At 52.6% G+C, this 16119-nt stretch carries 13 protein-coding genes and 4 pseudogenes; 10 read left to right on the top strand and 7 right to left on the bottom strand.

Going from position 1 to position 16119, the window contains the following annotated elements; translation table 11 throughout:
* Nucleotides 1–42: 42 nt before the first annotated feature.
* From C2U41_RS28645 to C2U41_RS28660, 3 pseudogenes are all read left to right on the top strand, one after another.
* Nucleotides 43–945: pseudogene (locus C2U41_RS28645) on the top strand (L-serine ammonia-lyase, iron-sulfur-dependent, subunit alpha); the annotation flags it as partial.
* An 81-nt stretch (nt 946–1026) separates the two neighbouring features.
* Nucleotides 1027–1545 (top strand): annotated as a pseudogene (locus C2U41_RS28650) (PLP-dependent transferase); the annotation flags it as partial.
* A gap of 56 nt (nt 1546–1601) precedes the next feature.
* A pseudogene (locus tag C2U41_RS28660) lies at nt 1602–2212 on the top strand (IS1 family transposase); the annotation flags it as partial.
* A 45-nt stretch (nt 2213–2257) separates the two neighbouring features.
* On the opposite strand, the gene C2U41_RS28670 reads toward C2U41_RS28660, so the two are convergent.
* The gene (locus C2U41_RS28670) at nt 2258–2962 is read right to left on the bottom strand and encodes an IS6-like element IS26 family transposase (RefSeq protein ID WP_001067855.1); all 705 of its coding nucleotides are present in this window, start codon (nt 2960–2962) and stop codon (nt 2258–2260) included.
* 24 nt (nt 2963–2986) lie between these two features.
* Here C2U41_RS28670 and C2U41_RS28675 point away from each other — a divergent pair, with 24 nt between their 5' ends.
* The 7 genes from C2U41_RS28675 to C2U41_RS28715 all read left to right on the top strand — a co-directional run bounded on the left by C2U41_RS28675 (nt 2987) and on the right by C2U41_RS28715 (nt 11719).
* Nucleotides 2987–5965, top strand: a complete 2979-nt coding sequence (locus C2U41_RS28675) for a Tn3 family transposase (RefSeq protein ID WP_065366010.1) — start codon at nt 2987–2989, stop codon at nt 5963–5965.
* Nucleotides 5966–6149: 184 nt separating this feature from the next.
* Complete coding sequence (locus C2U41_RS28680) at nt 6150–7172, top strand: IS110 family transposase (protein WP_001572362.1); 1023 nt, start codon at nt 6150–6152, stop codon at nt 7170–7172.
* 1046 nt (nt 7173–8218) lie between these two features.
* The gene (locus C2U41_RS28690) at nt 8219–8548 is read left to right on the top strand and encodes a type II toxin-antitoxin system RelE/ParE family toxin (protein WP_000493286.1); all 330 of its coding nucleotides are present in this window, start codon (nt 8219–8221) and stop codon (nt 8546–8548) included.
* Nucleotides 8529–8810 carry a helix-turn-helix domain-containing protein gene (locus tag C2U41_RS28695; protein WP_000780222.1) on the top strand — a complete coding sequence of 94 codons (282 nt, stop codon included), beginning with the start codon at nt 8529–8531 and terminating at the stop codon, nt 8808–8810. The genes C2U41_RS28690 and C2U41_RS28695 overlap by 20 nt, the downstream gene beginning before the upstream one ends.
* Nucleotides 8811–9087: 277 nt before the next feature.
* Nucleotides 9088–10068, top strand: coding sequence for an IS5-like element ISKpn26 family transposase (locus C2U41_RS28700; RefSeq protein ID WP_016947617.1), 981 nt, complete (start codon nt 9088–9090; stop codon nt 10066–10068).
* Nucleotides 10069–10187: 119 nt separating this feature from the next.
* On the top strand, nt 10188–10892 hold the full coding sequence (locus C2U41_RS28705; protein WP_004118358.1) for an IS6-like element IS26 family transposase: 705 nt from the start codon (nt 10188–10190) through the stop codon (nt 10890–10892).
* Between the two features lie 326 nt (nt 10893–11218).
* A complete protein-coding gene (locus tag C2U41_RS28715; protein ID WP_001752509.1) occupies nt 11219–11719 on the top strand; it encodes a non-heme ferritin-like protein in 501 nt (166 codons plus the stop codon).
* A 320-nt stretch (nt 11720–12039) separates the two neighbouring features.
* Here the strand turns inward: C2U41_RS28715 and C2U41_RS28725 are convergent, their stop codons facing one another.
* The 6 genes and pseudogenes from C2U41_RS28725 to merA all read right to left on the bottom strand — a co-directional run bounded on the left by C2U41_RS28725 (nt 12040) and on the right by merA (nt 16095).
* The gene (locus C2U41_RS28725) at nt 12040–12744 is read right to left on the bottom strand and encodes an IS6-like element IS26 family transposase (RefSeq protein WP_004118358.1); all 705 of its coding nucleotides are present in this window, start codon (nt 12742–12744) and stop codon (nt 12040–12042) included.
* Nucleotides 12745–12828: 84 nt separating this feature from the next.
* Nucleotides 12829–13386, bottom strand: a complete 558-nt coding sequence (locus C2U41_RS28730) for a recombinase family protein (RefSeq protein WP_001162010.1) — start codon at nt 13384–13386, stop codon at nt 12829–12831.
* 129 nt (nt 13387–13515) lie between these two features.
* Nucleotides 13516–13743 (bottom strand): annotated as a pseudogene (locus tag C2U41_RS28735) (DUF3330 domain-containing protein); the annotation flags it as partial.
* A 50-nt stretch (nt 13744–13793) separates the two neighbouring features.
* Nucleotides 13794–14030, bottom strand: a complete 237-nt coding sequence (gene merE, locus C2U41_RS28745; protein ID WP_001087807.1) for a broad-spectrum mercury transporter MerE — start codon at nt 14028–14030, stop codon at nt 13794–13796.
* Nucleotides 14027–14392: a mercury resistance co-regulator MerD gene (gene merD, locus C2U41_RS28750; RefSeq protein ID WP_001277466.1), complete on the bottom strand. Its 366-nt coding sequence runs from the start codon at nt 14390–14392 to the stop codon at nt 14027–14029. The genes merE and merD overlap by 4 nt, the downstream gene beginning before the upstream one ends.
* Before the next feature lie 17 nt (nt 14393–14409).
* A complete protein-coding gene (gene merA, locus C2U41_RS28755) occupies nt 14410–16095 on the bottom strand; it encodes a mercury(II) reductase (protein ID WP_000209296.1) in 1686 nt (561 codons plus the stop codon).
* Nucleotides 16096–16119 lie beyond the last annotated feature (24 nt).

Consider the following 16119-nt stretch of genomic DNA (forward strand, 5'->3'; position numbering starts at 1 on the left):
AACACCATCATACACTAAATCAGTAAGTTGGCAGCATCACCCGATATTACGCTATATAGTCTTAGTGATCAGTGCCGGGTAGTGATTCAAGGTAGCCATACTAATGTCACTGAAGTTTATATTAATAATATAAAGCAAATATTAGTCCGAGACCTAATTGCCGCCAATGATAGTGGGGTACTACCCGAATTTTCCCTTAACGACGCATTTAAATTTGTAACCGATGTCGCCGCTAAAGACATCATGTTTATGCTGAAAAGTGCTGAGATTAATACCGCGCTTTCTGACGAGGGGCAAAGGAAGAACTATGGTTTGAACGTGAGTGGCGCGTTGTCGCAAGCCAGAAAAAATGGCTTTATCAGCACTGACTTACTGAGTCAAATGTTGATCAACACCACTGCGGCATCAGATGCCCGTATGGGCGGCGCACCCTTACCCGCGATGTCAAATTATGGCTCTGGTAATCAGGGGATTACCGTGACAATGCCGGTAGTGACACTTGCCCGACATCTTAATACAGATGATGAAACACTGGCCCGGGCATTAGCGTTGGCCCATCTAGCCGCAATCTCAATTCATATGCGTTATACCCGATTGTCTGCATTGTGTGCGGCGTCAACGGCAGCAATGGGGGCGGCGGCAGGTATGAGTTGGTTATTGACCCAAGATTTTCAAACTATCTCCTACGCGGTCAGTAATATGATCAGTGATATTAGTGGCATTATTTGCGATGGTGCATCAAATAGTTGTGCCATGAAAGTGTCTACCGCTACCGCCTGTGCATTTAAGTCGGTGTTGATGGCGCAACAAAATAGTGTTGCAGGGGAGCGTGATGGCATTGTTTCCTGCGATGTTGAAGGTTCTATCAATAATTTATGTAAATTAGTGTTATCGCCAATGAGGCAAACAGATAAAGAAATTATCAGTATAATGACACGTAAATAAATATTACGGTTTAACCGCGTGGCCTAACGTCATTATTAATAATGATCGGCGGGCTATCGTTAAAATTTAAAGGGACAAATAATGAGCAAATCAAAATCGATCGCGACTCTGGTTATCCATGCCGGAGATCAAGTTGACCGGGGCAATAATGCTATTTTTCCACCGATTACTACCGCCAGTTCCTTCATTCAGCCAAATTTAGGCGAAGAAGGGGAGTTTTGTTATTCCCGTTGCAGTAACCCGACAAGATATGCATATGAAACCGCCTTGGCTGAGTTGGAAGGAGGTATCTATGCTACGGCAACCGCTTCCGGTATGGCAGCAACTGCACTTATATTGGAATTGCTACCTAAGGATTCCCATGTATTAGTAATGAAAGGGGTCTATGGCGGTACTTATCGGTTGTTTGAACGTCTGCGTAAACAAACTTCAGGTACGACATTCAGTTATGTCGATCTTAATGATCTGGCGTCAGTAGAGCGCCATATTCAAGAGAATACAGGTCTAATCTGGATCGAAACGCCCACTAACCCACTGTTGGAATTAGTTGATATTGAAGCAGTATGCCAGGTTGCCAAAAGCAGGGGCATAATGAGCTGCGGGTGATGCTGCCAACTTACTGATTTAGTGTATGATGGTGTTTTTGAGGTGCTCCAGTGGCTTCTGTTTCTATCAGCTGTCCCTCCTGTTCAGCTACTGACGGGGTGGTGCGTAACGGCAAAAGCACCGCCGGACATCAGCGCTATCTCTGCTCTCACTGCCGTAAAACATGGCAACTGCAGTTCACTTACACCGCTTCTCAACCCGGTACGCACCAGAAAATCATTGATATGGCCATGAATGGCGTTGGATGCCGGGCAACCGCCCGCATTATGGGCGTTGGCCTCAACACGATTTTCCGCCATTTAAAAAACTCAGGCCGCAGTCGGTAACCTCGCGCATACAGCCGGGCAGTGACGTCATCGTCTGCGCGGAAATGGACGAACAGTGGGGATACGTCGGGGCTAAATCGCGCCAGCGCTGGCTGTTTTACGCGTATGACAGGCTCCGGAAGACGGTTGTGGCGCACGTATTCGGTGAACGCACTCTGGCCACACTGGAGCGTCTTCTGAGCCTGCTGTCGGCCTTTGAGGTCGTGGTATGGATGACGGATGGCTGGCCGCTGTATGAATCCCGCCTGAAGGGAAAGCTGCACGTTATCAGCAAGCGTTACACTCAGCGCATTGAGCGACATAACCTGAATCTGAGACAACATCTGGCGGCACTGTTGCAAAGTTAGCGATGAGGCAGCCTTTTGTCTTATTCAAAGGCCTTACATTTCAAAAACTCTGCTTACCAGGCGCATTTCGCCCAGGGGATCACCATAATAAAATGCTGAGGCCTGGCCTTTGCGTAGTGCACGCATCACCTCAATACCTTTGATGGTGGCGTAAGCCGTCTTCATGGATTTAAATCCCAGCGTGGCGCCGATTATCCGTTTCAGTTTGCCATGATCGCATTCAATCACGTTGTTCCGGTACTTAATCTGTCGGTGTTCAACGTCAGACGGGCACCGGCCTTCGCGTTTGAGCAGAGCAAGCGCGCGACCATAGGCGGGCGCTTTATCCGTGTTGATGAATCGCGGGATCTGCCACTTCTTCACGTTGTTGAGGATTTTACCCAGAAACCGGTATGCAGCTTTGCTGTTACGACGGGAGGAGAGATAAAAATCGACAGTGCGGCCCCGGCTGTCGACGGCCCGGTACAGATACGCCCAGCGGCCATTGACCTTCACGTAGGTTTCATCCATGTGCCACGGGCAAAGATCGGAAGGGTTACGCCAGTACCAGCGCAGCCGTTTTTCCATTTCAGGCGCATAACGCTGAACCCAGCGGTAAATCGTGGAGTGATCGACATTCACTCCGCGTTCAGCCAGCATCTCCTGCAGCTCACGGTAACTGATGCCGTATTTGCAGTACCAGCGTACGGCCCACAGAATGATGTCACGCTGAAAATGCCGGCCTTTGAATGGGTTCATGTGCAGCTCCATCAGCAAAAGGGGATGATAAGTTTATCACCACCGACTATTTGCAACAGTGCCGTTCAGCTGGCTCGGTATTTTCATCTGGATGAGCGTGACCTTGCTTTTATTAATCAGCGACGGGGAAAACATAACCGGCTGGGGATTGCACTTCAGCTGACTACGGCGCGCTTTCTGGGAACGTTTCTTCCTGATCCCCTTCAAATTCCCTCATTCATCCGTTTTTACATTGCGGCACAGTTGAACATCAGCCGACCAGAGATCCTTTCCCGGTATGCTGAAAGAGAAAATACCCGCTGGGAGCATCAGGGGCTTATCAAGCTCTATTATGATTATCATGATTTTGGTGATTTCCCCTGGACATTCAGACTGAAGCGTTTGCTCTATACTCGCGCCTGGCTCAGCAATGAGCGTCCAGGTCTGCTGTTTGATTTTGCTACCGCATGGTTGCTGCAAAATAAGATCCTGCTACCCGCAGCCTCGACTCTGACAAGGCTGATTGGCGAAGTACGCGAACGGGCAAGTCGACGATTATGGCGAAGGCTGGCTTTGTTGCCTGACAGCTGGCAGAAAACACAACTGGACGGTTTACTTGAAATACCTGAAGGGCAGCGTATATCGGTGCTGGAGGAGATGCGAAAAGGTCCTGTCACTATCAGTGGGCCGTCATTTACAGACGCCCTGGAGCGATATACCCGACTGCGTAGCATGGAGTTTTCCCGGTTGAATTTCTCCGGTCTGCCTGCCATCCAGCTGCGGAATTTGGCCCGTTATGCCGGAATGGCTTCGGTGAAATACATTTCAAGAATGCCTGACGAACGGCGACTGGCCGTGCTTACTGCGTTTGTGAAAGCACAGGAAATTTCGGCGCTTGACGAGGCCGTGGATGTGCTGGATATGCTTATTCTGGATATCACGCGTTCTGCAAAAAATATCGGGCAGAAAAAGCGGCTCAGGACCCTGAAAGATCTTGATCGTGCCCCGCTATTACTGGCACGGGCATGCACGTTATTACTTGATGAGAACACCGATGAAGCAGCTCTGCGGCAGGCTATTTTTCGCCGCATACCAAAGGACAAACTGGCTGAATCCGTCGGCAAGGTAAATGAGCTGGCGCGCCCGCAAGATACTCAGTTTCAGGATGAAATGGTGGAACAATATGGACGGGTGAAGCGTTTCCTGTCCGCGATGTTGCGTGACTTACACTTTCAGGCCGCCCCGGCCGGGGAGCTCACGTTGTCAGCAATCCATTATCTGGCCGAACTGAGTGGCTCAAAAAAGCGAATTCTCGACGATGCACCAGAGCAAATCATTTCCGGCCCATGGAAACGTCTGGTCTACGACAGAGATGGTAGGATTCTACGAGCGGGTTACTCGCTGTGTCTTCTCGAGCGCCTTCAAGATTCTTTGCGCCGTCGTGATCTCTGGCTGGAGAACAGTGATCGGTGGGGGGACCCGCGTCAAAAATTGCTTCAGGGAGCTGAATGGCAGGCACAACGCATCCCGGTATGTCGGGCGCTGGGTCATCCATCAGACGGAACTAAAGCAGCAGAACAACTGGCTACGCGGCTTGATGACACATGGAAATCAGTGGCTTCACGTTTTGCCTGCAACGCAGCGGTCAGCATAAGCAATGAAGGTAAGCATCCCTCACTGACGATTAGCAGTCTGGATAAACTGGATGAGCCACCGGCACTGATACAATTGAATCGTCGGGTAAGAGAATTGATCCCTCCGGTTGATCTGACGGAGCTGTTGCTTGAAATAGATGCCCGAACCGGTTTTACCCGCGAATTCAGCCACGTCAGTGAATCAGGTGCTCGGGCGCAGGATCTCCAGGTCAGTCTGTGCGCAACACTGCTGGCAGAAGCCTGCAATATAGGGCATGAACCCCTGATAAAGCATAATATTCCCGCGCTTACTCGCCATCGTCTGAGCTGGGTTAAACAAAATTATCTCAGGGCAGAAACGCTGGTCACCGCTAATGCACGGCTGGTTGATTTTCAGTCCACGCTGCCGCTCGCGGGGTACTGGGGAGGTGGTGAGGTTGCCTCCGCAGATGGTATGCGTTTTGTCACACCGGTTAAAACGGTTAATTCCGGACCAAATCGTAAATACTTTGGTTCAGGACGCGGTATCACCTGGTACAACTTCGTCTCCGATCAATACTCCGGTTTCCATGGCATTGTAGTTCCCGGGACGCTTCGTGATTCCATCTTTGTACTGGAAGGGCTTCTGGAGCAGCAGACCGGGCTGAATCCGGTAGAAATTATGACGGACACGGCAGGATCCAGCGATATCATTTTTGGCCTGTTCTGGTTACTGGGCTACCAGTTTTCCCCTCGTCTGGCCGATGCAGGCGGGGCGATATTCTGGCGGGCAGATAAAACGGCACATTATGGTGCCCTGAATGAGCTGGCCCGGGGATGTGTTGAACTGTCAAAAATAGAATCCCAATGGGATGAAATGATGCGAATGGCGGGCTCACTGAAGCTTGGGACCATCCATGCATCAGAGCTTATTCGTTCACTGTTGAGAAGTAGCCGACCATCTGGTCTGGCTCAGGCGATTATGGAAGTGGGCCGGGTCAACAAGACGTTGTATCTTCTCAACTATATCGATGATGAGGATTACCGGCGTCGGATCCTCACTCAGCTCAACCGGGGAGAAGGACGCCATGCAGTGGCTCGAGCCATTTGCTACGGACAACGTGGTGAGATTAGAAAACGCTACCGTGAAGGGCAGGAAGATCAACTCGGTGCTCTGGGTCTGGTGACCAATGCGGTTGTGCTGTGGAATACACTTTACATGCAGGAGGCGTTGTCACATCTTCGCAAATCGGGGGAAACACCTGAAGAGGAGCATCTGGCAAGATTATCGCCGCTGATACATGGCCATATAAATATGCTGGGACATTATACGTTTTCGTTACCGGAAGATATTCTGAAGGGCGAGTTAAGACCATTAAATTTGAATACAAACAATGAATTAACCTCTTAGCGTGGTTTTTTACATCATTGGACCTCGAACCCCACTACCGCCTTAGCTGGCGGGGATTCTGCACGTCTGCAATAAACCTCAGTACAAAAAACAGCCTTAACGAATGGAAGGGACTTCCCCTGGATATGCGCCTGATTAACTCTTGTGCAATCATGGGGTAAACATAGCCCCGGAGGGATTCGTTATGACCATCACGACTGTCGGTATCGATCTTGCTAAAAATGTGTTCGCTGTTCACTGCGTTGACCAACACGGTAAAACTGTTCTGGTTAAACCCAAAGTATCGCGTGCTGCCCTTCCTGAGCTGATTGCCAGTTTACCTCCCTGTGTTATCGGGATGGAGGCATGCTCCGGGGCTCACTACTGGGCAAGGTTGTTTCGGCAATATGGTCATGAACCACGGCTGATGGCTGCTAAATTTGTATCTCCTTACCGCATGGCCGGTAAATCAGGCAAAAATGATGCAGCTGATGCTCAGGCTATCTGTGAAGCAGTTCGTCGCCCGCATATGCGGTTTGTACCAGTGAAGGATGAGAGCCAGCAGGCGATGCAATGCCTACACCGTATCAGACAGGGTTTTATCGAAGAGAAAACAGCAACATATAACCGATTGAGAGGTTTGATATCGGAATTCGGTGTCATCGCCCCACAAAGTACAGATGCCCTGCGTCACATGGTTTCTGAGCAGAAGAGTTCTTTGCCACTTCAGGTTCAACAATGTGTTAATGACCTGCTGGAACACATTGATCGTATTGAAGATAATATTACTGAATATGACCGGATTTTGTCCCGCATGGCAAAAACAGATCACCGCAGCCAGCGATTGATGGAACTGAAAGGGATTGGTCCCACAACGGCCTGTGCGCTGGTCGCCAGTATCGGTAATGCACACGATTTTAAAAATGGGCGACAACTGGCAGCCTGGCTGGGACTAACGCCATCGCAGTACAGCAGTGGTGGGAAATCAAAGCTTGGCAGGATAACTAAAGCTGGCGATTCGTATCTGCGAACGCTACTGGTTCAGGGGGCTCGTTCGGTTCTGATTGGTGCCGAGAAAAGGACTGATTTATTCAGTCGTTGGGTCTGTTCACTGGTCGATCGCAGAGGATACTGGCGTGCCGTTGTAGCCATCGCCGCCAAAAACGCAAGGCTGTGCTGGGCATCATTGCATTACGGTGATGATTTCAGGCTGTACTCAGCCAGCTAAAGCACGAAACAAAATAACCATCTGACCTGCAATTCGTTGATGATAAAGGGTTAGACCCCGTGAGGCCTATCTGGCTATTGTACAGGATATACGTATCCGCTTAACGAACAAGAACCTCACGCGCGTCTTTCATCAGGGTCCGAATCGATGACGATTCATCATGGCCGTTTATAGTACCGCAGTCTCTCCCCTTTATTTTTACTGAAGAGCAGACAGAAACCATAAACACCGGCGTTGACACGCCGGGGAAGCCCTTATAGTACAATAATTTTCGAAATCCAACCCATCCCGCCTACAGGAATGACGGATTTTTCGGCGGTTCCGGCGTAGACCCACCACAACTGCTGTATAGCTTGTGGGTAAGTGATAATGAAGTGCAAACGAGATGGCGCAAATACTCTTTTGGTTTATCTTTTAATTACTTACGTATTAAAAGATAAACCAAAAAATAAAAGACATTGCTGTTATCCCCTTTAAAAAGTGGATAACCGAACAGCATCGGCGCGAGCGCCTCAAAAGTAGCTCCCCACGCTAAAGCGCGGGGCATTCAGAACGGAATCCCTCGATGGCTAACAGCTCGCCTGTTAGCCATCGAGGGATTGGACAAATCCGGCCACGCCGGATACGTCAGCAAATATCGCTGAAGAATTAGATTACACGCTCGTAAGCGGCTCTTACGACCCGCTAACGCGGAGATACGCCCCAACTGCGGCTTCGGCCTTGTTGTGACCACTCCGACCGCGCACAAAAGCCTCTGAGCCGCTTTTAGCGGAATATGGCTTTGCAGGGTGAAGGGATGGATAGGCGATCCCTTTCGATCCCTCACTGGTATCGGCGGCTAACCCTCGGTGCTACCTGTCATTTCATCCTGCCGCCTTACATGCGCTAACGCGCATAAATCCCCGTTCCTCAGTGGAACGAAAACTCACGCTAACAGGGTAGTGACCGGGTAGCCACGATAACTGCCAACAAAATTAGCTTATAGGTTAATTCTACCTTGTCTGAAATTAGCCTATAGGTTAATATTAATAGAAATGGGAGGTCACATGTTTAGCGTTGTTTATCACCCGGAAGCCAGGGAAGAAGCCACAGCATTACCCGTAAAAATCAGGGTGAAGTTTGACCGTCTCATCGGCAAACTGGAGTATGACGCCCGATTACTGCGGGAGCCGGACACGAAGCCCCTGGGCGATGGACTTTTTGAGATCCGCACGATGGGGACGGACATAGCCAGGGGAATCTGGGTATACCACAAAGGCAATACCATCATCATGCTCCGTGTTTTCATCAAGAAGTCACAGAAAACGCCAGCGAAAGAAATCGATCTCGCCAAAAAGCGGTTAGCGGAGGTACTTAATGAAACTGGTAAGCCATAAAGAACTGCATAACGAGTGGATGCAGGACGATGAATATCGCGCTGCATGGCAGGAAGAAGAACGTAAGGAAAAGCTCAGGGAGCTGCTTGCTGAATGGCGCAAGCATGACAACCTGACAAAAGCGCAGGTTGCTGAACGCATGGGGGTTACACCTCCGGTTATTTCTCGCCTGGAAAACAACATCACCAAAGCCAGCATCGACACACTGACCCGCTACGCTCACGCCTGCGGCATCAAGAAACCTGTCATTGCCCTGTACTGAATAGCCAGCCCTCCGGGGCTGGCCTTTTTGTTTCGGTCAGTCCCAAAATTTTGTTAAAGCAAGTTTAAAATGTCACCTGTTTCTCCAAAGTTGAAATGTCACTTCTAAGCCAATCTATTTATACATAATCTTTACATCTTTCCCCGGTGACAAAGTGCTAATTGGTCTGTAATGTTCAATGTGTGGCAGGCAAGCCGCCGGTGACTTAGGGAAGGTGCGAACAAGTTCCTGATATGAGATCATCATATTCATCCGGAGCGCATCCCAGAGGGACATCATGAGCCATCAACTCACCTTCGCCGATAGTGAATTCAGCACTAAGCGCCGTCAGACCCGAAAAGAGATTTTCCTCTCCCGCATGGAGCAGATTCTGCCATGGCAGAATATGACCGCTGTCATCGAGCCGTTTTATCCCAAGGCGGGCAATGGCCGACGGCCCTATCCGCTGGAGACCATGCTGCGTATTCACTGCATGCAGCATTGGTACAACCTGAGCGACGGTGCCATGGAAGATGCCCTGTACGAAATCGCCTCCATGCGCCTGTTTGCCCGATTATCCCTGGATAGCGCCCTGCCGGATCGCACCACCATCATGAATTTCCGCCACCTGCTCGAGCAGCATCAACTGGCCCGTCAATTGTTCAAGACCATCAATCGCTGGCTGGCCGAAGCAGGCGTCATGATGACCCAAGGCACTTTGGTGGATGCCACCATCATTGAGGCACCCAGCTCGACCAAGAACAATGAGCAGCAACGCGATCCGGAGATGCATCAGACCAAGAAAGGCAATCAGTGGCACTTTGGCATGAAGGCCCACATTGGTGTCGATGCCAAGAGTGGCCTGACCCACAGCCTGGTCACCACCGCGGCCAACGAGCATGACCTCAATCAGCTGGGTAATCTGCTTCATGGAGAGGAGCAATTTGTCTCAGCCGATGCCGGCTACCAAGGAGCGCCACAGCGCGAGGAGCTGGCCGAGGTGGATGTGGACTGGCTGATCGCCGAGCGTCCCGGCAGGGTAAAAACCTTGAAGCAGCATCCGCGCAAGAACAAAACGGCCATCAACATCGAATACATGAAAGCCAGCATCCGTGCCAGGGTGGAGCACCCGTTTCGCATCATCAAGCGGCAGTTCGGCTTCGTGAAAGCCAGATACAAGGGGCTGCTGAAAAACGATAACCAACTGGCGATGTTATTCACCCTGGCCAACCTGTTTCGGGTGGACCAAATGATACGTCAGTGGGAGAGATCTCAGTAAAAACCGGAAATAACGCCAGAAATGGTGGAAAAAATAGCCTAAATAGGCTGATTCGAGGCACTGTTGCAAATAGTCGGTGGTGATAAACTTATCATCCCCTTTTGCTGATGGAGCTGCACATGAACCCATTCAAAGGCCGGCATTTTCAGCGTGACATCATTCTGTGGGCCGTACGCTGGTACTGCAAATACGGCATCAGTTACCGTGAGCTGCAGGAGATGCTGGCTGAACGCGGAGTGAATGTCGATCACTCCACGATTTACCGCTGGGTTCAGCGTTATGCGCCTGAAATGGAAAAACGGCTGCGCTGGTACTGGCGTAACCCTTCCGATCTTTGCCCGTGGCACATGGATGAAACCTACGTGAAGGTCAATGGCCGCTGGGCGTATCTGTACCGGGCCGTCGACAGCCGGGGCCGCACTGTCGATTTTTATCTCTCCTCCCGTCGTAACAGCAAAGCTGCATACCGGTTTCTGGGTAAAATCCTCAACAACGTGAAGAAGTGGCAGATCCCGCGATTCATCAACACGGATAAAGCGCCCGCCTATGGTCGCGCGCTTGCTCTGCTCAAACGCGAAGGCCGGTGCCTGTCTGACGTTGAACACCGACAGATTAAGTACCGGAACAACGTGATTGAATGCGATCATGGCAAACTGAAACGGATAATCGGCGCCACGCTGGGATTTAAATCCATGAAGACGGCTTACGCCACCATCAAAGGTATTGAGGTGATGCGTGCACTACGCAAAGGCCAGGCCTCAGCATTTTATTATGGTGATCCCCTGGGCGAAATGCGCCTGGTAAGCAGAGTTTTTGAAATGTAAGGCCTTTGAATAAGACAAAAGGCTGCCTCATCGCTAACTTTGCAACAGTGCCCCTAATCGTGTTCAGCAGAATAGCCGGAGGAAGTTTCCTACTGTCGATAAGAAAGGATTGGCACAGGGAGTGTGAATATCGAAACACCATCACAGAATAATGCCAGATAGAAATGCGATAGTAGGGTTGGATATTTAAATAAGGAGCATCCCGACTTAAAATGAATATGACTGCGTAACCAGGCGCAATAAAAAAAGCGAAAGAATCGCTTTTATTCTGGTTGTTTTTTCGAAGAGTGACCGTTTTCTGAGATGACAAGAAATAAGGAAGTCCTATGATCGCTAGCGGAATAGTTCAAAAACTGAATGCGCAAATGAATCAGGAGTTTTATACCTCAAATTTGTATCTTCAGCTCAGCCAGAGGTGCAGCGAGAATAGCCTTAATGGCACCGCACTATTTTTGCGTCATCAGGCGCAAAATACGGTGACGCAAATGATGCGCATGTACGAATACATCAAACAGAGCGGCGCCACGCCGGTGTTACAGGAGCAACACGCCCGGTGCGGTGAATTTTCCACGCTGGAAGATCTGTTTGAGCAGACGGTAAGCGATTACCAGAAGCGCATTAATGCGCTGACCTCTTTGACGGAAGACGCCCAGGCAGCAAACGATAAGTCAGCGATTAACTTCCTGAAGCGATACAGAAAAGAGGAAATCGTGGACGGGACGCTGTTGCAAATCATTCTGGATGAAGTCCGCAGCGCTAAAAAAGCGGGCATCAACATGCAGCAAACCGACCACTATCTGGTTGGCGTGATCGATCGCTATCACTAAATCAATTTCGCAGTACGAGGAGGTTTTACGCCTCCTCAGAAAATCTGTTTTACATCAGAAACAGAGGTTTATGCCAGTGAACATTTGATACCCAACACGTCATAGTGATTTTTTAACTTAGCGTTTTTATATCGTGCCAAAAATGTCTCTGCTTGTGTCTTTATATTAAGGAAGGTGCGAATAAGCAGGTCATTTCTTCCCAAGCTGACTCGCTGATTAAAATTTCGCGGATCTGGGCCGATTTTTTTCCCGCAAACACATCGAATCAGGCACTGTTGCAAAGTTAGCGATGAGGCAGCCTTTTGTCTTATTCAAAGGCCTTACATTTCAAAAACTCTGCTTACCAGGCGCATTTCGCCCAGGGGATCACCATAATAAAATGCTGAGGCCTGGCCTTTGCGTAGTGCACGCATCACCTCAATACCTTTGATGGTGGCGTAAGCCGTCTTCATGGATTTAAATCCCAGCGTGGCGCCGATTATCCGTTTCAGTTTGCCATGATCGCATTCAATCACGTTGTTCCGGTACTTAATCTGTCGGTGTTCAACGTCAGACAGGCACCGGCCTTCGCGTTTGAGCAGAGCAAGCGCGCGACCATAGGCGGGCGCTTTATCCGTGTTGATGAATCGCGGGATCTGCCACTTCTTCACGTTGTTGAGGATTTTACCCAGAAACCGGTATGCAGCTTTGCTGTTACGACGGGAGGAGAGATAAAAATCGACAGTGCGGCCCCGGCTGTCGACGGCCCGGTACAGATACGCCCAGCGGCCATTGACCTTCACGTAGGTTTCATCCATGTGCCACGGGCAAAGATCGGAAGGGTTACGCCAGTACCAGCGCAGCCGTTTTTCCATTTCAGGCGCATAACGCTGAACCCAGCGGTAAATCGTGGAGTGATCGACATTCACTCCGCGTTCAGCCAGCATCTCCTGCAGCTCACGGTAACTGATGCCGTATTTGCAGTACCAGCGTACGGCCCACAGAATGATGTCACGCTGAAAATGCCGGCCTTTGAATGGGTTCATGTGCAGCTCCATCAGCAAAAGGGGATGATAAGTTTATCACCACCGACTATTTGCAACAGTGCCGGATTGAGCGGCGTGGCATGGTCAGTCTTCCCGCAGGTACTGGTACAAGGTTTCGCGGCTGATGCCGAAGTCACGGGCCACCAAGGTTTTCTGGTCGCCTGCCGCAACTCGCCGTTTCAACTCGGCAATTTGTTCGCTGTTCAGCGATTTCTTTCGTCCCCGGTAGGCCCCGCGCTGCTTAGCCAGCACGATTCCCTCGCGCTGACGTTCGCGGATCAGAGCGCGCTCGAACTCAGCAAAGGCTCCCATGACCGACAGCATCAGATTGGCCATCGGTGAGTCCTCGCCGGTGAACGTTAGCCCTTCTTTGACGAACTCCATGCGCACGCCCCGTTGTGTCAGCCCTTGGACGATGCGGCGCAGGTCATCAAGGTTGCGTGCCAACCTGTCCATGCTATGCACCACCACGGTGTCGCCCTCGCGGACGAAGGCCAGCAGCCTTTCAAGTTCGGGACGTTGTGTGTCCTTGCCTGAAGCCTTATCGGTGAATACCTTGCCGACTTCTATTTGTTCCAGTTGTCGATCAGGATTCTGGTCGAAGCTGCTGACGCGAACGTAGCCGATACGTTGACCTTGCAAGATGCCTCCAAAGGTAAAAATGTCAGGATGAAATCTATTACCCTTGGCTGAATGTGTCAATAAATATAAATTAATACCCTACTCTGACGTTGTTTGTGCTCAACATCTGACATCAGGTTAGGGTATGCCTCAATCTGACGGCTGCGAACCGCCAGGGACAGGTGCAATGTCAGATTCTGTCGCGGCCTTGGCGCGTGCCTGGAAGCGTTCATAGCAATCCAGCCCGCAGAAATGTTCGACGTATTCCGCGCCTTCCGGGGTGAAGGCGGCATCGAGCGGAATTTCTTTGCAGCATACGCAGCAGGTGGTGCAACTGGCAGTGTTCGGGGCGTTTGCGTTCATGGTGGTACTCCTCCAGATTGGTAGCGAAGCTCAAAGCTGCCCACTCTCGGCTGGCTGGGAAGCGGTCATGATCTTCCCTTGAAGGCCCGCAGCAGCCGCGTCACAGACAGGACAAACAAGCCGGTCAGCGTGAGGGCTGCAATACCCCAGTGCTCCCCGATGAACGCGCCGGCCGTCGTGCCGGCTAGCACAATGGCGAGAATCGGCAAATGGCAGGGACAGGTGAGCACGGCCAGCGCGCCCCACAAGTAGCCGGTGATCGGTTTGTGCGTCTCAGACGGCAAGTGCTCTGGGCTGTTCATGGCAGACTCTCCGCGTGCTGTGCCGGTTCGGTTGGCATGGCGGCCAGTTGCATTTCGAGGCTGGCCAGGGCCTCGCGCCGACGCTCGACGAGTTGCCGCAACACGGCAAGCTGCGCAGACGCACCGTCACCGTCCGCAGCATCCAGCGCCCGGCACAGCCGCGCCAGTGCGTCCAGGCCGATACCCGCTTCGAAGGCAGCCCGTACAAAGCGCAGCCGTTGCAACGCGGTGTCATCGAACAAGCCGTAGCCGCCCGTGGTGTACGCGACCGGCCGTAGCAATCCGCGCAGCAGGTAGTCGCGCACGATATGCACGCTCACCCCGGCATCAAGGGCCAGCCGGGACACTGTGTAGGCGCTCATTGAACACCTCCTTTTCCTCATCCGGCGCAGCACGAAAGCTGCTTCACGTCCTTGCTGAAGGTCTGCGCCGCGAGCTTCAGCCCTTCGACCATGGTCAGGTAGGGGAACAATTGGTCGGCCAGTTCCTGCACGGTCATACGGTTGCGAATGGCGAGCACCGCCGTCTGGATCAGTTCACCCGCTTCCGGGGCCACCGCTTGCACGCCGATGAGCCGTCCGCTACCTTCCTCGATGACCAGCTTGATGAAGCCGCGTGTGTCGAAGTTGGCAAGCGCACGCGGCACGTTATCCAGTGTTAGCAGGCGACTGTCGGTCTCGATCCCGTCGTGATGTGCTTCCGCCTCGCTGTAGCCCACGGTGGCGACCTGCGGGTCGGTGAACACCACGGCCGGCATTGCGGTCAGGTCCAGGGCCGCATCGCCGCCAGTCATGTTGATCGCCGCACGAGTGCCGGCCGCTGCCGCCACATAGACGAACTGCGGCTGGTCGGTGCAGTCGCCGGCCGCGTAGATGTTCGGGCTACTGGTGCGCATGCCCTTGTCGATGACGATGGCCCCCTGCGCATTGACGGCTACCCCCGCCGCTTCCAATGCCAGGCTGCGCGTGTTCGGTGTCCGGCCGGTGGCGACCAGCAGCTTGTCGGCGCGCAATTCACCGTGCGTGGTGGTCAGCACGAATTCACCGTCCATATGGGCGACCTGGCTGGCTTGCGTGTGCTCCAGCACCTCGATGCCCTCGGCACGGAAAGCGGCTGTCACCGCCTCGCCGATGGCCGGGTCTTCACGGAAGAACAAGGTATTGCGCGCCAGGGCCGTGACCTTGCTGCCCAGCCGGGCAAAGGCTTGCGCCAGCTCCAGCGCCACCACCGACGAGCCGATTACGGCAAGGCGTTCGGGAATGGTGTCGCTCGCCAGGGCCTCGGTGGAAGTCCAGTAGGGTGACTCTTTCAAGCCCGGAATCGGCGGGACCGCCGGGCTGGCACCCGTGGCGACCAGGCAGCGGTCGAACATCACGACGCGCTCGCCACCCTCGTTCAAACTAACGATAAGGCTCTGGTCGTCCTTGAAACGCGCTTCACCGTGCAGAACGGTGATGGCTGAATTGCCGTCCAGGATGCCTTCGTACTTGGCATGACGGAGTTCTTCGACACGGGCCTGCTGCTGGGCCAGCAGCCGCTCGCGCAAGATCGTCGGCGGTGTGGGTGGCATGCCGCCGTCGAATGGGCTTTCCCGGCGCAGATGGGCGATGTGGGCGGCGCGGATCATGATCTTGGACGGCACACAACCGACGTTGACGCAGGTGCCGCCGATGGTGCCGCGCTCAATCAGCGTGACCTGCGCGCCTTGCTCGACGGCCTTCAGTGCTGCCGCCATCGCGGCTCCACCGCTACCAATGACGACGACCTGCAACGGGCGTTCGTTGCCACTGGGCTTATCAGCGGCCCCTATCCAGCCGCGCATCTTGTCGAGCAGGCCGGCGCGGTTGTCCGTCGGTGGCGCATCGGCAAGCGTTGCCTCGTAGCCCAGTCCGGCCACGGCGGTAGTCAGCGCATCCGATGACGTGCCCGCCTCAATGGCGAGTTGCGCTGTGCCCTTCGGATAGGACACCAGCGCCGATTGCACGCCGGGCACTTTCTCCAAGGCTTCCTTGACGTGAGCCGCGCACGAGTCGCAGGTCATCCCGGTGATTTTCAGGGTGGTCATGTATTTTTCCTTTTCTGTGGTGGC

This window comes from Citrobacter freundii complex sp. CFNIH4 (genome assembly GCF_002934505.1).
Taxonomy (GTDB): Bacteria; Pseudomonadota; Gammaproteobacteria; order Enterobacterales; family Enterobacteriaceae; genus Citrobacter; species Citrobacter freundii.

What these genes read in the sequence shown, in the direction of transcription:
- C2U41_RS28715 (WP_001752509.1), top strand. Translation starts at nt 11,219, where the DNA reads ATGATCGCTAGCGGAATAGTTCAAAAACTGAATGCGCAAATGAATCAG.
- C2U41_RS28700 (WP_016947617.1), top strand. Translation starts at nt 9,088, where the DNA reads ATGAGCCATCAACTCACCTTCGCCGATAGTGAATTCAGCACTAAGCGC.
- C2U41_RS28695 (WP_000780222.1), top strand. Translation starts at nt 8,529, where the DNA reads ATGAAACTGGTAAGCCATAAAGAACTGCATAACGAGTGGATGCAGGAC.
- C2U41_RS28670 (WP_001067855.1), bottom strand. Translation starts at nt 2,962, where the DNA reads ATGAACCCATTCAAAGGCCGGCATTTTCAGCGTGACATCATTCTGTGG.
- merA (WP_000209296.1), bottom strand. Translation starts at nt 16,095, where the DNA reads ATGACCACCCTGAAAATCACCGGGATGACCTGCGACTCGTGCGCGGCT.
- merE (WP_001087807.1), bottom strand. Translation starts at nt 14,030, where the DNA reads ATGAACAGCCCAGAGCACTTGCCGTCTGAGACGCACAAACCGATCACC.
- merD (WP_001277466.1), bottom strand. Translation starts at nt 14,392, where the DNA reads ATGAGCGCCTACACAGTGTCCCGGCTGGCCCTTGATGCCGGGGTGAGC.
- C2U41_RS28690 (WP_000493286.1), top strand. Translation starts at nt 8,219, where the DNA reads ATGTTTAGCGTTGTTTATCACCCGGAAGCCAGGGAAGAAGCCACAGCA.
- C2U41_RS28675 (WP_065366010.1), top strand. Translation starts at nt 2,987, where the DNA reads ATGATAAGTTTATCACCACCGACTATTTGCAACAGTGCCGTTCAGCTG.
- C2U41_RS28725 (WP_004118358.1), bottom strand. Translation starts at nt 12,744, where the DNA reads ATGAACCCATTCAAAGGCCGGCATTTTCAGCGTGACATCATTCTGTGG.
- C2U41_RS28705 (WP_004118358.1), top strand. Translation starts at nt 10,188, where the DNA reads ATGAACCCATTCAAAGGCCGGCATTTTCAGCGTGACATCATTCTGTGG.
- C2U41_RS28680 (WP_001572362.1), top strand. Translation starts at nt 6,150, where the DNA reads ATGACCATCACGACTGTCGGTATCGATCTTGCTAAAAATGTGTTCGCT.